15 protein-coding genes are annotated in these 17,730 nt (G+C 58.5%); 5 read left to right on the top strand and 10 right to left on the bottom strand.

Going from position 1 to position 17,730, the window contains the following annotated elements:
* Positions 1-137 precede the first annotated feature (137 nt).
* From gap to FN828_RS06845, 4 genes are read right to left on the bottom strand one after another with little or no spacing between them, the layout of a single operon-like run.
* Positions 138-1,139, bottom strand: a complete 1,002-nt coding sequence (gap, locus tag FN828_RS06860) for a type I glyceraldehyde-3-phosphate dehydrogenase (protein WP_142492669.1) — start codon at positions 1,137-1,139, stop codon at positions 138-140.
* A gap of 10 nt (positions 1,140-1,149) precedes the next feature.
* Entirely contained in the window at positions 1,150-3,138 is a 1,989-nt protein-coding gene (gene tkt / locus FN828_RS06855; protein WP_142492668.1) for a transketolase, read from the bottom strand.
* An 11-nt stretch (positions 3,139-3,149) separates the two neighbouring features.
* The gene (locus tag FN828_RS06850) at positions 3,150-4,022 is read right to left on the bottom strand and encodes a phosphoribulokinase (RefSeq protein ID WP_142492667.1); all 873 of its coding nucleotides are present in this window, start codon (positions 4,020-4,022) and stop codon (positions 3,150-3,152) included.
* Between the two features lie 27 nt (positions 4,023-4,049).
* Positions 4,050-5,057: a class 1 fructose-bisphosphatase gene (locus FN828_RS06845; protein WP_142492666.1), complete on the bottom strand. Its 1,008-nt coding sequence runs from the start codon at positions 5,055-5,057 to the stop codon at positions 4,050-4,052.
* Positions 5,058-5,162: 105 nt separating this feature from the next.
* Here FN828_RS06845 and cbbR point away from each other — a divergent pair, with 105 nt between their 5' ends.
* The 4 genes from cbbR (at position 5,163) to FN828_RS06825 (ending at position 9,590) form a co-directional block, all read left to right on the top strand.
* Positions 5,163-6,083: a LysR family regulator CbbR gene (gene cbbR, locus FN828_RS06840; protein WP_142492665.1), complete on the top strand. Its 921-nt coding sequence runs from the start codon at positions 5,163-5,165 to the stop codon at positions 6,081-6,083.
* A gap of 90 nt (positions 6,084-6,173) precedes the next feature.
* The gene (locus FN828_RS06835) at positions 6,174-6,938 is read left to right on the top strand and encodes an SDR family NAD(P)-dependent oxidoreductase (RefSeq protein WP_142492664.1); all 765 of its coding nucleotides are present in this window, start codon (positions 6,174-6,176) and stop codon (positions 6,936-6,938) included.
* A gap of 21 nt (positions 6,939-6,959) precedes the next feature.
* Positions 6,960-8,642, top strand: coding sequence for a long-chain-fatty-acid--CoA ligase (locus FN828_RS06830; protein WP_142492663.1), 1,683 nt, complete (start codon positions 6,960-6,962; stop codon positions 8,640-8,642).
* 105 nt (positions 8,643-8,747) lie between these two features.
* A complete protein-coding gene (locus FN828_RS06825) occupies positions 8,748-9,590 on the top strand; it encodes an IclR family transcriptional regulator (RefSeq protein ID WP_221930535.1) in 843 nt (280 codons plus the stop codon).
* Positions 9,591-9,628: 38 nt separating this feature from the next.
* Here FN828_RS06825 and FN828_RS06820 read toward each other — a convergent pair whose 3' ends face one another.
* Positions 9,629-10,594 carry an NADPH:quinone oxidoreductase family protein gene (locus FN828_RS06820; RefSeq protein WP_142492662.1) on the bottom strand — a complete coding sequence of 322 codons (966 nt, stop codon included), beginning with the start codon at positions 10,592-10,594 and terminating at the stop codon, positions 9,629-9,631.
* Between the two features lie 284 nt (positions 10,595-10,878).
* Between FN828_RS06820 and FN828_RS06815 the strand changes: the two genes are divergently transcribed.
* Positions 10,879-12,510 carry a long-chain fatty acid--CoA ligase gene (locus FN828_RS06815; protein WP_142492661.1) on the top strand — a complete coding sequence of 544 codons (1,632 nt, stop codon included), beginning with the start codon at positions 10,879-10,881 and terminating at the stop codon, positions 12,508-12,510.
* An 86-nt stretch (positions 12,511-12,596) separates the two neighbouring features.
* Here FN828_RS06815 and FN828_RS06810 read toward each other — a convergent pair whose 3' ends face one another.
* From FN828_RS06810 to FN828_RS06790, 5 genes are all read right to left on the bottom strand, one after another.
* The gene (locus FN828_RS06810) at positions 12,597-13,304 is read right to left on the bottom strand and encodes an ABC transporter ATP-binding protein (protein ID WP_235891429.1); all 708 of its coding nucleotides are present in this window, start codon (positions 13,302-13,304) and stop codon (positions 12,597-12,599) included.
* Positions 13,301-14,074, bottom strand: a complete 774-nt coding sequence (locus tag FN828_RS06805; RefSeq protein ID WP_142492660.1) for an ABC transporter ATP-binding protein — start codon at positions 14,072-14,074, stop codon at positions 13,301-13,303. Before FN828_RS06805 ends, FN828_RS06810 begins: the two co-directional genes overlap by 4 nt.
* Positions 14,071-15,354 carry a branched-chain amino acid ABC transporter permease gene (locus FN828_RS06800; protein ID WP_142492659.1) on the bottom strand — a complete coding sequence of 428 codons (1,284 nt, stop codon included), beginning with the start codon at positions 15,352-15,354 and terminating at the stop codon, positions 14,071-14,073. The genes FN828_RS06805 and FN828_RS06800 overlap by 4 nt, the downstream gene beginning before the upstream one ends.
* Entirely contained in the window at positions 15,351-16,283 is a 933-nt protein-coding gene (locus FN828_RS06795) for a branched-chain amino acid ABC transporter permease (protein ID WP_142492658.1), read from the bottom strand. The genes FN828_RS06800 and FN828_RS06795 overlap by 4 nt, the downstream gene beginning before the upstream one ends.
* Before the next feature lie 73 nt (positions 16,284-16,356).
* On the bottom strand, positions 16,357-17,595 hold the full coding sequence (locus FN828_RS06790; RefSeq protein ID WP_142492657.1) for a branched-chain amino acid ABC transporter substrate-binding protein: 1,239 nt from the start codon (positions 17,593-17,595) through the stop codon (positions 16,357-16,359).
* Between the last annotated feature and the right edge of the window lie 135 nt (positions 17,596-17,730).

Genomic DNA, 17,730 nt, shown 5'->3' with positions numbered 1-17,730 from the left:
CGGACGCCAAGATAAGATGTTGCATATCATGCCCATCGGCATGTCATGCGCCTGCCATACCTTGCGCGGCTCATCCGTGCCACTGTCAACGACCATCCCCACCCAAATGGACAAGGGTTCGGCAGGCTGCCACCACATCAGGCCAATTCCCCCATCAGGGCGGCATTATCCGCCATCCGGCAGGAAAACCCCCATTCGTTGTCGTACCAAGCCAGCACCCGCACCATGCGCGTCCCCATCACCCGCGTCTGATCGCTGGCGAAATTGCACGAATGGCTGTCGTGGTTGTAATCGACGCTGACCTTGGGTTCGGTTTCAAAGCTGACGATGCCCTTCATCGCGCCGCTGGCTGCGTCCTGCATCACCGCATTGATATCCGCAGCCGTCACATCCCGCCCCGACAAGAAGGTCAGGTCCACCGCCGACACGTTGGGCGTCGGCACCCGAATGGCCGATCCGTCCAGCCTGCCCTTCAGCTCCGGCAGCACCTCGCCAATCGCCTTGGCCGCCCCGGTCGAAGTGGGGATCATGCTCATCGCTGCGGCGCGGGCGCGGTACAAATCCTTGTGCCGCCGGTCCAGCGTAGGCTGATCACCGGTATAGCTGTGGATCGTCGTCATGATGCCGCTTTCGATCCCCACCGCGTCATGCAGCACCCGCGCCATCGGGGCCAGACAGTTCGTGGTACACGACCCGTTCGACACCACCAGATCATCGGCCCGCAATGCGGTATGGTTCACCCCGAACACCACCGTCCGGTCAACGCCCTTGGCCGGGGCGGAAATCAGCACCTTTTTCGCACCCCGCCGCAGATGCACCGCGCTGGCGTCCTTGGAATTGAACTGCCCCGAACATTCCAGAACCACGTCCACCCCGTTCCAATCCAGTTCCTCGGGATCATAGGTGGACATCACCCGGATCGGCCCGCGCCCCATGTCCAGCGTGTTGCCCGCCACCGTAATCGTACCCGGATGTCGGCCATGTACACTGTCATACCGCAGCAGATGCGCGTTGGTTTCGATTGGGCCAGTGGCATTCATCGCCACCACTTCGATATCGTTGCGGCTCGCTTCGAAAATGTGCTTCAGGGTACACTTCCCTATTCGGCCAAGGCCGTTGATCCCAACTCGGATGGTCATCGCTCTCTCCTCAGGTCATCAGGTCACGCGCGGCGTTTGCCACCGCATCGGGCGTTATCCCGAAGTGTTCGTACAGTTGCCCCGCCGGGGCTGACGCACCAAAGCCCGTCATCCCTACGAAACCGTCCTCGGGCCGCAACAACCCACACCAGCCTTGCCGCACCGCGGCTTCCACGCCCACACGAGGGCCATCACCCAGAACCGCACGGCGATACCCGGCGTCCTGTGCCGCGAACAGCTCGAAACAGGGGGCGGACACCACGGCCACGCGCCGCCCTTCGGCCTGCAACGCATCCGCCGCCGCCAGCGCGATTTCCACCTCGGACCCCGTGGCGATCAGCGTCACATCCCGCGCGCCCCCCGGATTGCGCAGCAGATACGCCCCCTGTGCAGTCCGGTTTTCCGCCGCATCGTCGCGCACCGTCGGCAAGCCCTGCCGCGACAGGCACAGAACGCTGGGGGTTTCCCGCTCCAGCATCGCGATTTCCCAGCATTCAGCCGTTTCCACCGCATCGGCCGGGCGGAACACCAACAGGTTCGGCATCGCCCGCAAGCTGGCAATCTGCTCGACCGGCTGGTGGGTCGGCCCGTCTTCGCCCAGCCCGATGCTGTCATGCGTCATGACATAGACCACGGGTTGCCGCATCAGCGCCGACAACCGGATCGCCGGGCGGCAATAATCGGCAAAGGCCAGAAACGTCCCACCATAGGGCCGGAACCCGCCATGCAGCGACATCCCGTTCATCACCGCCGCCATGCCGTGTTCGCGGATACCGTAGTGAATGTAATCCCCGGCATAATAATCCCGATGCACAGCCAGCATACCCGTGGTCCGGGTGTTGTTCGATCCGGTCAGGTCCGCGCTGCCGCCCACCGTGTTCGGCAGGGTCGCATTCACCACGCCCAACGCCATTTCGCTGGCCTTGCGCGTCGCCACCTTGGGCCGTTCGCGGACAAGCCCCGCGCGGTAATCGGCCATTGCCCCCCGCAGCGCCACCGCATCCGGGGCGGCCTGCGCGGCCTGAAACGCGGCACGATTTGAATGACCTGTCAGGCGGCTGTGCCACGCATCACGCGCCGCCTGACCGCGTTTGGCAACAGCGTGCCAAGCGTCGTAAATTTCCTGTGGAATTTCAAACGCGGCATAGTTCCAGCCCAAAGCCGCCCGCGCCGCCACGATTTCCGCCTCGCCCAACGGTGCGCCATGCGTTGCGCTGGTGCCTTGTTTGTTGGGGGCGCCATAGCCGATGATCGTCTTGCACGCGATCAGGCTGGGCCGCGCATCCTCTTGCGCTGCGGCAATCGCATCGGCCACCGCCTCTTTATCGTGGCCATCCACGGCCTGCACATGCCAGCCACTTGCCGCAAACCGCGCCCGCTGATCGGTCGAGGTCGACAAATCCGCCGCACCGTCAATCGTGATGTTGTTGTCATCCCACAGCACGATCAGCCGCCCCAGCCCCATGTGACCGGCAAAATCAATCGCCTCGTGGGAAATTCCCTCCATCAGGCAACCATCCCCGGCAATCACATAGGTATAGTGATCCACCAGCGCATCACCGAACCGCGCATGAGCCATCCGTTCAGCCAGCGCCATGCCGACAGCCGTGGTAATCCCCTGCCCCAATGGGCCGGTTGTGGTTTCAATCCCCTTGGCATGGCCAAATTCCGGGTGGCCCGCCGTGCGGCTGCCCATCTGGCGGAACGCACGGATCTGATCCATCCCCATGTCGTCATAGCCCAGCAGGTGATTGATCGCGTACACCAGCATAGATCCATGCCCCGCGCTCATCACGAACCGATCCCGGTCGGGCCAGCGGTCATCCCGTGGGTCCACCTTCATGAAACGGTTGAACAGAACCGCCGCCACATCGGCCATACCCATCGGTGCGCCCGGATGCCCCGAGTTCGCCGCCTGCACTGCATCCATTGTCAGCGCACGGATCGCGTTGGCCATCAAATCCTCGGTCGTGGGGGCCAGCTTAACTTGCGTGTTCATCTTACCCTCCTTCAGGCTTTGCGCGATTCAGCCACCAGACGGTGAACCATCGGCGTGAAAATCAACTGCATCGCCAAATCCAGTTTACCGCCGGGGATCACGATGGAATTTGCGCGGCTCATCCAACTGCCCTGGATCATCGAGGTCAGATAGGGAAAGTCGATCCCGCGCGGGTTCTTGAACCGGATCACCACCAGCGATTCATCCGCTGTTGGAATCCACCGCGCACAGAACGGATTCGAGGTATCCACCACCGGCACCCGCTGGAAATTCACGTCCGTTTCAACGAATTGCGGGCAAATACAATGCACATAGGCGTGCATACGGCGCAGAATGGTATCGGTCACGGCCTCGGTCGAATATCCCCGGCTGGCCTTGTCCCGGTGGATTTTCTGGGTCCATTCCAGATTGATCACAGGCACCACACCAATTTTCAGGTCGGCATGACGAGCGACGTTAATTCCGTCGCTGACCACCGCGCCATGCAGCCCTTCATAGAACAGCAGGTCCGATCCGGTTTCCAGTTCGTGCCAATCGGTGAACTCTCCCGGTGCCACGCCCCATGTCGCGGCTTCTTCGTCGTCATGCACATAATGGCGGGTTTTGCCGGTGCCGGTTGCGCCATAGCTGCGGAACACGTTTTCCAGCTCGTCCAGAACATTGGCGTCAAAGGAAAAATGGCTGAATGTTTCGTCCCCTGCCGCTTTCCGCGCCGCCAGTTCGGTTTTCATGTCGGCGCGGTTGTAGCGGTGGAACGCATCGCCTTCGATAGAAACCGCCTTGATGCCTTCGCGGCGGAAAATCTGGTCGAAGGTCGATTTGACCGTTGTGGTTCCGGCACCGGATGACCCGGTGACGGAAATAATCGGGTGCTTCTTGCTCATCCCAGCCTCCTCCCAAAGGCAAGTGGATCAGCCGCGGAACAGCCCCCTTTGTCCGAACAGAGCCGAGACTTCCTCTTCGGGAAGATCATGGTAGGCCGCGACGCGGTCCACTTTCTCGGCGCTGCCGAACACCAGCGGGCAACGCCCGTGCAGGGTTTCAGCGGCTTGGTTCAGGATCGGGTCGCTGCCATCGGTGGCGCGGCCCTGTGCCTGTTCGATCACAAAGGCGATCGGGGCACATTCGTAGACCATGCGCAGGCGGCCCTTCTCGTATCCTTTCCGCCCGTCGCTGGGGTACAGAAAGATACCGCCACGGGTCAGGATACGGTGGGTTTCGGCCACCAGTGACCCCACCCAGCGCATGTTGAAATTCACCTCGCGGGGGCCTTCGACCCCGGCCAGACAATCGTCAATGTAGGCGCGCACCGGCTTGGTCCAGTGGCGATAATTCGAGGCGTTGATCGCGAACTCTTTCGAGGTCTGCGGGATCGTCATTGCCTTTTCAGCCAGCTCAAATTTGCCGCTTTCGGGGTTCAGAACGAACTGCATCGTCCCGTTGCCGAATGTCACCACCAGCGCCGTCGCCGGACCATAGACGATATAACCGCCCGCGATCTGTTCCTTTGCCGGGCGCAGGAAACTTTCCTCGGCCCCGTCCTTGGTTTCGTAGATCGAAAAGATCGTTCCGATCGACACGTTCACATCAATATTCGATGACCCATCCAACGGATCAATCGCCAGCGCATATTTGCCCGCCGCGTTCAGCAGCACGGCGTCTTCCTGCTCTTCCGAGGCATACCAGCGTACTTCGGTCGACTTCAGCGCCTTTGCGAACATTTCATCCGCCAGCACATCCAATGCCTTTTGGCCGTCCCCGTCGCTGTTTTCCCCGACCTGATGGGCCAGCGATTGGCCCAACGGCCCCTTGGCGATCACACGGGCCACGTCGATGGACACGGCGCACAGCGCATCAATCACGGGAAACAAATCATTTGGTATCAGGTCATTCGAGATGACATTGGTTTGGCTGGTCATTTTTCAATTCCGGTTTTTATCGGTTGCAACACGATGTCCTTGCTATTTCACGTCTGGCCGCATAGTTGAATTTAATAAATCCGGCAGAGCATTAAGGAAAATTTAATGCCAATCAAAGAAGCAATTACAATCAAACAGTTACGTGCTTTACGGGCAGTGGCAGAAAATGGCTCTATCACCGCAGCGGCCGATATTTTGGGCCTGACACCCCCGGCGGTGCATACGCAACTGAAAACGCTCGAATCAAATCTGGGCTGTGTACTGATCGAACGGCACCCGTCCGGGCGGTCATCCCTGACCGCCGAAGGCCGCGCCGTGCTACAGGCAGAGCGCACTGTGGACACCGCGCTGGATAGCTGCATCGAAAAATTGCGCGCGCTCAAGGCCGGGCTGTCCGGTGTTGTCGTGCTGGGTGTGGTATCCACCGGCAAATATTTCGCCCCCAGTCTGGTGGCCCGCCTGCGCGATGAATACCCGGACATTGACGTGATCCTAAAAGTCGGCAACCGCGACATGACGATCAACGCCTTGCAACAGCGGTCCATCGAACTGGCTATCATGGGCCGCCCCCCGCGCAGCCCCGCAGTGCAAGCGGAATCCATTGGCGATCACCCCCATGTCATTATCGCAAAACCCGATCATTTACTGGCGCAACTGGATGACATTCCCGCCGATGCGTTGTTGAACGAAACCTTCATCGCGCGTGAACAGGGATCGGGCACCCGCATCCTGATGACCCGCTATCTGGACCGGATCGGCAACGGCACGCCGTATCGGATCATAGAAATGGGATCGAACGAGACCATCAAACAGGCGGTGATGGCAGGGTTGGGAATTGCCATGATTTCCGCCCATACCGTCACCGAAGAACTGCGCTCGGGTCGGTTGGTCATGCTGAAACGCCCCGATCTGCCCATTGTCCGGCAGTGGTTTTTGCTGCACCGCGAGGATCTGGAAATCACCCCCGTCATTGAAACCGTCCGCGCCTACATCTCGGAACAAAAGGGAAGTTTCCTGCCGAAATAGACCGCGTCCCGCTTTGCGGAAAATTATTTCACTATATTGATCCGCCCTGCGCTTTGTGCAAACCTACCCGAAATTGGGAGGAATATATCGGTGAGATTTGGCGGAAAAATCGCCATCGTCACCGGCGCATCCAGCGGCATCGGCAAGGCAACAGCAGAACGCCTTGCTGCCGAAGGCGCGTCTGTGGCCTTGGTGGACATACAAAACTGTACGCTACCGTCGGGTGACGGCGATCACATCAGCATCACCTGCGATGTATCGGATGAACATGCGGTGCAGAACTGCATCACGCAGGTATTGGGCCATTACGGGCGGCTGGACGTGATCTGTAACAACGCGGGCGTTGTCTGTTCCCACGCCCCGATCACCGACATTGACACCAGCCAGTTGCAACGCGTGTTCGGCGTGAACCTGTGGGCGATGATGTATTTCATCAAACATGGTGCGCCCGCGATGATTGCACAGGGCGGCGGAGCCATCGTGAACACGGCCTCGGTTGCTGGGGTTCGGTCCGGTGCGGGGGGGAATATCTATTCCGCCTCCAAGGCCGGGGTGATCAACCTGACGCAAACCACCGCCTGCGATCTGGGGGCGCATAATATCCGCGTCAACGCCATCTGCCCCGGCCTGATCGAAACCGGCATGACCAAACCAATTTTCGATTACGCCCGTTCCAAGGGCAAAGAGGAAAAGCTGGGCAGCCGCGCCGAACTGCGCCGTTATGGCCGCCCCGAAGAAGTCGCCGCCGTGATCGCCTTTTTGGCCAGCGACGATGCCAGTTTCGTCACCGGACAGGCCTTGCCTGTCGATGGTGGCAATACCGCGTCACTGAACATGCCCGGTATGAAAGTCTGACCCCAATCCGCAAGAGTCCCCATGTTTGACCGTCACCTCAAAGTCTGGCCCAAAGGCGTTCCGCATCATTTCGACCTGCCCGAACAAACGCTGGCCCAAAACCTGATCAACACCGCCGCCCGCACCCCGGACAAGGCCGCGATCATCTATCACGGCCATACCCTGACCTATGCGGACCTGAACGCGCAGGTGCAGGCGCTGGCCGGGTATCTGCAAAAACGTGCAGGCGTGAAACGCGGGGATCGGGTACTTCTGTACATGCAGAACAGCCCGCAATTCATCATCGGATACTATGCCATCCTGCGGGCGGACGCTGCCGTGATCCCCGTCAACCCCATGAGTCGACACGCGGAACTGATCCATTACGCCAAAGACGCGGGCGCGGATGTTATGCTGGCGGGGCAGGAACTTCTGCCCTTCGCCACCCCTGTTGTCGAAGAAGGCCACCTGAAAACCATCATCGCCGCCCATTACGGCGAACTGGCCGATCCGGCCTGTGACATCCCATTGCCCGACCCGCTGGGGCAACTGGACCCCGCTGACATCCAAGGCCCCGGCGTTGTCCGCTGGGCGGATGCGGTGGCCGAAAATATCGCACCTGATGCACCGCAAGCCACACCCGACGATCTGGCCGTGATCCCTTATTCCTCGGGGACCACTGGCGCCCCCAAGGGCTGCGTCCACACCCATCGTACTGTACAGGTCACATGCGTTGGCGGGCTGGTCTGGAACCCGATGGAAGGCCGCGACATCAGCCTGACCGTGTTGCCCCTGTTCCATGTCACCGGAATGCAGGCCGCCATGAATGCGCCCATCTATTCTGGCGGCACCTTGGTGCTGATGACCCGCTGGAACCGGGCCGCCGCTGCCGAACTGATCCGGCGGTATCGCGTGACCCGCTGGCGGTCAATTTCCACGATGGCGATTGATCTGGTCAATGACCCGGATATCAACAGCTACGACCTGTCCAGCCTAGAAGCTATCGGCGGCGGCGGGGCTGCCATGCCAGCCGCCATTGCCAAGAAGCTAAAAGACATGACCGGACTGGATTATATCGAAGGCTACGGCATGTCCGAAACGATGGCCGCCACCCATATCAACCCGACCGATGCGCCGAAACGTCAATGTCTGGGCATTCCGGTGTTTGACGTGGATTGCCGCGTGGTGGACCCGGCAGACGACCGCGAACTTGGCCCCAACGAAACCGGCGAAATCCTGATGTCCGGGCCGCAAGTGTTCAAAGGCTACTGGAACAACGATCAAGCCACGCAAGAGGCGCTGATTCAGCATGACGGCAAGACCTTCTTGCGCACCGGCGATCTGGGGTATTACGACGAAGACGGCTATTTCTTCATGGTCGACCGCGTGAAGCGGATGATCAACGCCAGCGGCTTCAAAATCTGGCCCGCCGAGGTTGAATCCCTGATGCACAAACATCCCGACATTGCCGAGGTCTGTATCATCTCCACCTCGGACCCGCGCCGGGGCGAAAGCGTGAAAGCCGTAATCGTTCCGCGATCCGGTGCAACCCCGGATGCCGAAAACATCATAAGTTGGTGCAAAGACGAAATGGCCGCCTACAAATGCCCCCGCACCGTGGATTTCGTGGATAGCCTGCCCAAATCCGGGTCCGGCAAAGTTTTGTGGCGCGAATTACAAGAGCAAGAGAATGCCAAGGCAAACGCCCAAACACTGAGCCAGTGAATGAGACTTTTACGCAACTTGACCCGCATAAAGCCAATAAAGTAGTTGCGCACAACCCTCGCGCCCCGGATCAAGGACAGCAAGGAGGGGACCAGGGAGACCAGAGTGAGAAAAAGAACAACCGAGTCCACTGCCGAGCTGATCGAAAAAGAACACGAAGGCGACCGCCAATTTGTCACCGCGCTGCATCGCGGGCTGGAAATTCTGCGCGCGTTCAAACCGGATGATGCCAGCGGTCTGGGCAATCGTGAACTGGCGGAACGCACGGGCCTGCCAAACTCGACCGTTTCTCGACTGACCTATACCCTGCTGAAACTGGGCTATCTGGTCTATGACGACGGCACCGGGCGGTATCGCATGGGCGTGCCGGTTCTGGGGCTGGGCTATGCCTGCTTGGGCGGGCTACGTATCCGTGAAACCGTCCAACCCCATATGCAGCGGGTGGCCGACGAATGCGGCGATGGTGTGCTTGTCGCATTGGGCGGGCGCGACGACATGAAAATGACCTATATCGCTGCCGCCCGCGCGTCAGCCGGGATGATTTCACTGCAACTGAACGTGGGATCACGAATTTCGCTGGCCCGTTCTGCGATGGGCCGCGCCTATATCGCCGGAACCGACGAACACGAACGCGCCCAGATCATGCAGCGGGTCGAAGAACGCACCGATCCCGCAGATTGGCCCGAACTGCGCGACGGCATCGAAGACGCGGCCGCCCAAATCAAGGAACGCGGCTTTTATGTCAGCATCGGGAAGTGGCAAACCGACGTACATGCCGTTTCGGTGCCTTACCGTTCGATGCACGGGGACACCCCGAGCTGGCCTTCAATCTGGGTGGTCCCGGATACATGCTGCCGCGTGAACGGCTGGAAAATGAACTTGGCCCCAAACTCGTCCAGATGCGCAACACCATCGCGCGAGTCAGCGGTTAAAGCCTCCCGAAATTGAAACGACCCGGAATTTTTCAAAATTCCGGGTCAATTTTGTCAGGGAACCAGTACCAACTTACCCGTTGCCCCGCGGCCCAGAACACGTTTCAAAACCTCTGCCGCGTCTGCCAGAGGATACCGCCCTTCGATCAACGGTTTGACTTTGCCCGCAGCGTACCAGCCGATCAGCTCTTTCATGTTGTCGGCGTAAACTTCAGGCTCGAACCGGGTGAAATTCCCCCAGAACACACCCACCACGGCATATTCCTTGACCAGTGACAGGTTGACCGGGAATTTCGGAATTTCACCGCTGGCAAATCCGATGATCAACAGCCGCCCATTCCGCGCCATCGACCGTGAACAGGCATTGAAGGCTTCCCCGCCCACCACATCATAAACGACATCAACGCCCTTCCCGTCGGTCAGCGCCTTCAGATCGTCCTTCAGGTTGTCATAGCCAATCGCCTCGTCGGCACCGCCTTCCAGCGCCAATTTGCGTTTTTCTTCGGTGGAACAGACCGCGATCACCCGCGCGCCCATCACCTTGCCAATTTGCACCGCTGCGATCCCGGTGGCCCCTGCGGCCCCCAAAACACACAGGGTTTCGCCCGCTTTCAAGGCCGCGCGCTGTTTCAGCGCGTGATGCGACGTGCCATAAGCCACCAGCAACGCGCAGGCATCGCCGCCATCCATTTCCCCGATGGGGAATACGCGGCTTTCATCTTCCAGTACCTTTTCGGCATAGCCGCCCAAGGTACAAACCGTCGCCACGCGTTCGCCAACCTTCAGCCGTGTCACATCGGGACCAACGCTTTCGACGGTTCCGGCCACTTCCATGCCCGGTGTAAACGGGTGCGGTGGTTTGCTTTGATACAACCCCTGAACCAGCAATCCGTCCGGGTAATTCACCCCGGCGGCTTCGACCTTGATGACCACCTGACGCCCGGTTGCCACCGGATCAGTGACATCTTCGTATTTCAATTCATCCAGCGGTGCGAATGCGTGGCTGACAATAGCTTTCATTGGAACCCCTCCGTCCTGTTCCGGGGCCGCTCCTCCTGCCCCTTTCGCCGTAGTCAGCTTACGCAGCTTCCCGCGATTCAGCAACCATCCCGCCGGATTGCCGTCAAATAACGGTACGGCATTTCATTGCCTCAACCCATTGAAATTTAGCGAAAAAGAATTCGCACAGGCTTTGGGCGCCGATCGCATAAAATCGCCTTGCGGAATGTAATTTCACTTTCCCCTGTCCCCACCTTCGGGCTAGTCTGCGCACAGGGAGATTACATCTAAAACGGGAGGACCTCATGCTTGGCATGATGATGCAGCGTCCGCTGCTGATCAGTGATATTCTTACCTTCGCGGCCGAAGCCAACCCAAAGGCGGAAATCGTTTCCGCCCGGACCGAAGGCGACATTCATCGCCAGACTTATGCCGAAACCCTGCCCCGCGTCAGCCAGTTGGCCCATGCCCTGCAAGGTCACGGCGTACACCTAGGCGACCGCGTGGCAACTTTGGCATGGAACGGCTATCGCCATTTTGAACTGTATTACGCGATTTCCGGCATCGGGGCCGTGTGTCACACGATCAACCCGCGCCTGTCCGCAGAACAGTTGATTTATATCGTCAATCACGCCGCCGATAAAATGATCTTCGTGGACACCACCTTTGTTCCGATTTTGGAAGCGGTAAAAGAACACCTGCCTGCCAATCTGGTTTATGTGGTGATGACGGATCGCGCCCATATGCCAGAAAACAGCCTGAACGCGCTGTGCTACGAAGAATTGCTGATCGGTATGGACGATACGTTCGACTGGCCGGAATTCGATGAAAATACCGCATCGGGCCTGTGCTATACCTCTGGCACCACGGGCAATCCCAAGGGCGCGCTGTACACTCATCGTTCCACCGTGTTGCACGCGCTAATCGTCGCCAGCACCGTTGGCACCGCCATCCCGAAAGAGGGCAAAGTCCTGCCCGTTGTTCCCCTGTTCCATGTCAACGCATGGGGGCTGCCCTATTCCGCGCCGCTTTTGGGGCTGTCGATGGTCATGCCCGGACAACATCTGGACGGGGCCAGCCTGTTCAAACTGATGGATGATGAACAGGTTGATTCCGCGTGGGGCGTCCCTACCGTCTGGATGGGCCTGATGGCGGAAATCAAAAAGCAGGGCCGCAAGCCGAATGGGTTCAGCGATGTTGTCGTCGGCGGGTCTGCTGCACCGCGCTCGATGATCGAAGCCTTTGAAAATATGGATGTTTCCGTTGGCCACGCTTGGGGCATGACGGAAATGAGCCCCATCGGCACCCACGGCGTCATGCCCAAATGGATCGAGGCCCTGCCCTTTGAGCAGATGATCGACAAAAAAGCCCTGCAAGGCCGCCGCGTCTTTGGGGTCGAACTGAAAATCGTGGACGATCACGGCAACCGCCAACCGCATGACGGTAAGGCCATTGGCGAACTTTATGTGCGCGGTAACACTGTCGTGGCCGGGTATTTCAACAACCCCGAAGCCAGCGAAAAAGCCGTTGATGCCGATGGTTGGTTTGGCACCGGGGATATGGCCAGCATCGACACCGATGGCATCCTGTCGATTCAGGACCGCGCCAAGGATCTGATCAAGTCGGGCGGGGAATGGATTTCCTCGATTGATCTGGAAAACGTTGTCATGGCGCACCCGGCAATTGCCAATTGCGCCGCCATCGCCATGCCCCACCCCAAATGGGATGAACGCCCGGTGCTGATCGCCGTCGCTGCGGGCGAAGATCGCCCCTCGCTAGAGGATATTCATCAGCACATGTCGGAACATTTCGCCAAATGGCAATTGCCCGATGATCTGATCTGGGTCGATGCGCTGCCGCTGACGGCCACCGGCAAAACCTCGAAGCTGACTTTGCGCCAGCAATTCGCGGATTACAAACTGCCCGATCTGCGCTGACCAACCCAGACTTATAAATCAGAAACGCCCGGCAGGATCATGATCCGCCGGGCGTTTCCTTTTTCCCCTCGCTCCAAAGGGAATGCTCAGACTTCCAGCCACTCCTTGCGAACATCGTCGCGGTCGCGGAATTCTTCGGGCGTGCCGGACCAGACGATTTCGCCATGTCCCATCACATAAACCCGGTTAGCAATCCGCAGGGCGATGCTCAGCTTTTGTTCGACCAGCAGAATTGCCACGCCAGTCTTGGCGATTTCCGCAATCATATCCCCGATCTGATGCACAATTTTGGGGGCCAGACCTTCGGTTGGTTCGTCGATGATCACCAGTTCCGGATCGCCCATCAGCGTCCGGCACATGGTTAGCATCTGCTTTTCCCCGCCAGACAAAACGCCCGCCGGATTATCCGCCCGCGCCCGCAGGTTGGTGAACATGTCCAACATGTCGTCGACCGAGTATTTACCCGGTTTCTTCATGTTCTTGATCCCCAAGATCAGGTTTTCCCGCACTGTCATCGTCGGAAAAATATCCCGGCTTTCCGGCACATAACCCAACCCAAGATGCGCAATCTTATGGCTTTCCAACCCGGAAATCGGCTGTCCCTTAAAGGTAACTTCACCTTTGGGGGCGACCTCTCCCATGATGGCCTTGGCGGTGGTGGAACGGCCCACGCCGTTCCGCCCCAGCAATGCAATCACTTCGCCCGGCATGATTTCCATATTCACGCCGCGCAGCACGTGCGATTTGCCGTAATACGCGTGCAGATCGGTGACTTTCAGCATTGGTTGCGTCATGCCGCATCTCCTTCCAGCGCATCGGCTTCGTCACCCAGATAGGCCTCGCGGACCTTCGGATCGCCCCGGATTTCTGACGGTTTGCCAGTGGCGATGATTTCGCCATAGACCAACACGCTGATCCGATCGGCCATGTTGAACACCACGCCCATATCATGTTCCACGATCAGCAGGGTTTTGCCCTCGGTCGCTTGTTTGATCAGCGCAACGGCCCGGTCGGTTTCCGAATGCGACATGCCCGCAGTCGGTTCATCCAACAGGATCACCTCGGCCCCGCCAGCAATCGTGATCGCAATTTCCAGCGTCCGCTGATCGGCATAGGGCAACAGCGCGGCGGGCAGGTTTGCCTTATCCAGCAAATCAACCCGTTCAAGGATTTCCGCGGTCTTGCGCTGCACCTCTTTCAGGTTCCCGACATTTCGCCAAAAGCTATAGCCATAGCCCATAGAATACAGCACGCCACAGCGTACATTTTCCCGGACGGACATGTTGGCGAAAATATTGGACACCTGAAAGCTGCGCGACAGGCCCATTCGGTTGATCTGGAATGGTTTGGTCCCGCCGATTTCAGCCCCGTTCAGCTTGATACTGCCCGAGCTGGGATGATACCCGCCCGAAATCAGGTTGAACAAGGTCGATTTCCCGGCCCCATTCGGCCCGATAATCGCGTGGCGTTCACCTTTTTCGATCTCCAGATTCACGCCCCGGATGATTTCAGCCGGACCGAAGTTCTTCTTCAGATCAGTGATAGAAAGTGCTGCAACGGTCATGCCTGCCCCTCCTTGTTGCGTGTTGCGCCGAAGCGCAGGATGGCAAAGCCCGCCGCCAACGGCAGTACGATCAACACCCAAGTCAGAACAGAAGCCGTCGGCAGATGCATCCCGAAGGGTTCAAACACCTCGCCATAGCCATTGGACCAGCGAATTGCGACTTCGACCAGCGCCACCAGCCCGACAAAGGCCAGCACACAGCCAACAACCATAATCGCCCATTTGCTGACTCGTTCGCTGCGGTCATCCGCACGCAAGCCGTTGAACAGCCCTGCCACGATCCCGGCCAGACCACCCGGCGCGAACATCACAATCGCCATGAACAAGATGCCCAGATACAGCAGCCACGCTTCGGAATAATCCGACAACATGGATTGCATATATGTCAGCACCACAGCGCCAAGAATGGGACCGGCAAAGTAGCGAATACCACCGATATAGGCCATCAGCAGCACCATACCCGACGGGGCCAATGACACGGCTTCGGGGGTGAAAATCTCGTACTGGACGGCGGCCATACCACCAGCCAGACCAGCAAACCCACCCGCGAAGATGAACACCAGATAGCGCACGCGCTGCGGGTCATAGCCCACAAATTCAACTCGTTCCGGGTTATCGCGCGTGGCTTCGGACATTTTGCCCAACGGCGTGCGGGTAAAGGCATAAATGCCTACAGTCCCCAGAATGGTCCAGAAAGCGATGAACCAATACACCTCGTTGATCGGTCCCAGCGACAGGCCAAACAATTCCGGCCCGTTCATCCGGTCGCCCGAAATGCCTTCTTCGCCACCAAAGATGGAGCCGAACATAAACCCGGCGGCCGCAATCAGTTCCGCCACACCCAGCGAAATCATGGCAAACGGTGTGCCAGCCCGGCGACACGACGGCCAACCAATGATGGCCCCCGCCAGCGCACCCACGCCAAACCCGATCACCGGCAGGAAGAACACCGGATAGCTGGCCCAGAAACCGCCATCCCCATAGGACGCGTTTTCAATCGCTCGCATGGCGTGAACCGCCGCATAGCCACCCAGCCCGAAATATACCGCATGGCCAAAGGACAGCAGCCCCCCACGCCCCAGCAGCATGTTATAGCTGAGCGCGAAAACGATATTGATCCCCATCACGTTCAACAACGTCAGCATCAGATTGGACGGGTTGAACATTGGGATGATCAGGATAATCAGTGCAAAAACCGCCAAGGGCAGAACGCGCTGGGTAAACTTCTGACCAGCCGAAGGGGCCAGAGACTCGAAGTTTTGAACAGTTTGATCGCTCATAGCTCACGGTCCCCCATCAGGCCACGCGGGCGCACCATAAGAATGATCACCAACAGTAGGAACGGCAGCATAGGCGCCAAGGATGCAATGGAAATCGCCCCAACCTCGCTTGTTTCGGACAGCCCCAGAAACCCGAAGATGTCTGCAAAACGGGTATCAATCGCCACGGCAAAGGTTTGCAACAGACCCAGCAGCATCGCAGCAAGGAACGCGCCCATCAGGCTGCCAAGCCCACCAACAACGACCACAACGAAAACGATCGGTCCCATCTGAACGGCCATCGCCGGGTCCGTCACCAGATAGTTGCCGCCAATCACGCCTGCCAAACCGGCCAGCGCACAGCCCACACCGAACACGGTCATGAAAATGCGCGGCACGTTATGGCCCAGATGCCCCACCATATGCGGATGGGTCAGCGCCGCCTGAATGATCAGGCCCGCGCGGGTCCGGTTCAGGATGAACCACAGCCCGGCCAACATCGCCAGCGCCACAAACAGCGTGAAAATCCGGTATGCGGGATATTGCGCCCCGAACAATTCAAACAGCGGGAAATCCAGCAATTCCGGCACACGGTAATCCACGGCATTGCGGCCCCAGATGATTTTCACCACCTCGTCAATCAGATAGGCCAGACCAAAGGTGAACAACAGTTCCGCGACATGCCCGTTCACGTGAACGGTCCGCAGCCCCCAGCGTTCAACAGCAGCCCCGATCAGCCCCACAAGGATCGGCGCAAAGATCAGCGCAATCCAGAAACTGCTTGCCTCGGATATCGTGTAAGCGAAATAGGCCCCCAGCATGTAAAAACTTGCATGTGCAAAGTTCAGCACGCCCATCATGCTGAAAATCAGCGTCAGACCGCTGGACAGCATAAACAACAGGAGGCCGTAAATCACCCCGTTCAGGAGTGAAAATACGATCGTTTCCATAGAAACCTCTTGTAAAACGGGTGCCATCCCGAAGGACGGCACCCTTCGTCAGAATACTAAGCGGCGCGTCGGATCAGGACGGGCGCTTCATCTTACAGGTGGTTTCGGTCTTGGTGGCTTCACCCTCGATCCGATCATTTGCCCCCGAGGTCCAACCCAGCGGCAAATCTTCCACGCCACGGGTCACGCCGTCCTTCGAGAAGGTGGACATGAACATCGGCTGAAGGATCTGGTGGTTGTCAGCGCGCATGGTGATGGTCCCGGTCGGGCCTTCCCAGGTCATGCCTTCCAATGCGAATGCAATGGCTTTCGGCTCGGTGCTGCCTGCTTTATCGGCAGCCATCGCCAGCATCTTCATCGCGTTGGAAATCCGGTGATAATAGTAATCATCCTCGGAATATTCCGCTTCGTAGCCATCCACATAGGCGGCGTGCGCGTCCGACATCGGCAGGTTGGTGTTGTGTTCCACGATGGCCTTAACGTGGCCGGTTGCGGACTCACCCATTGCCACGGCGGCGCCTTTGGAACCGCCATAGTAGGTCAGGATTTCACCCTTGAAGCCCGAATCCATCGCCGATTTGATCAGCAGCACCATGTCGGCGCCCCAGTTGCCGGTGATGATCGCATCCGCGCCCGAGCTGATGATTTTCTGGACATAGGGGGTGAAGTCTTTCACCTTGCCCAGCGGGTGCAGTTCGTTGCCAACGATTTCGATATCGGGGCGCTTTGCCGTCAGATTTTTCACAGCAGCAGCCGCCACGGCCTTACCGAACGAATAGTCCTGACCGATGATGTAGACTTTCTTGATCTGCTCCTGACCTTTGATCCAGTCGGTCACAGCTTCCATTTTCATGTCTGCATCCGCATCAAAGCGGAAATGCCAGAAGCTACAACGATCATTGGTAAAGACCGGATCAACAGCCGCATAGTTCAGATACAGAACCTCGTCACCGGGATTACGCTTGTTGTGTTTTTCAACAGCATCAACCAGTGCGGACGCGACCGACGAACCATTCCCCTGCGCGATGAAACGCACACCTTGGTCAATCGCTTTCTGGAACTGAATCAGTGATTCTTTCGGGTTCACCTTGTTGTCCAACCCGATGACTTCGACCTGCTTGCCCTGAATCCCGCCCTTTGCGTTCACCTGCGCTGCTGCATACGTCCATTCATTCAAGCCAGACTGCCCCGACGGCCCAAACGGACCCGAAAGCGGGTCGATAAAGGCGATTTTCAACGTATCAGCCGACGCACCCGACATCGAAGCAAATGCCATTGCAGCCGCCAAAGCAGCAGATTTCACAAGTTTCATCATATTCCTCCCGTTACAAAAGAAACCCGAATACCGGGTCGTCTTTTCGTCCCTGATCAAAAGCACGCACTGCCCGCTTGTCAATCATTTTGTGAAATTCTATTCTGCACTGCAAAACATACACCAGAGGGAGGG

It is taken from the genome of Thalassovita litoralis, assembly GCF_900182725.1.
Taxonomy (GTDB): Bacteria; Pseudomonadota; Alphaproteobacteria; order Rhodobacterales; family Rhodobacteraceae; genus Thalassobius; species Thalassobius litoralis.
The sequence above is the reverse complement of the archived record's forward strand: the minus strand, read 5'-3'. Positions and strand labels throughout refer to the sequence as shown.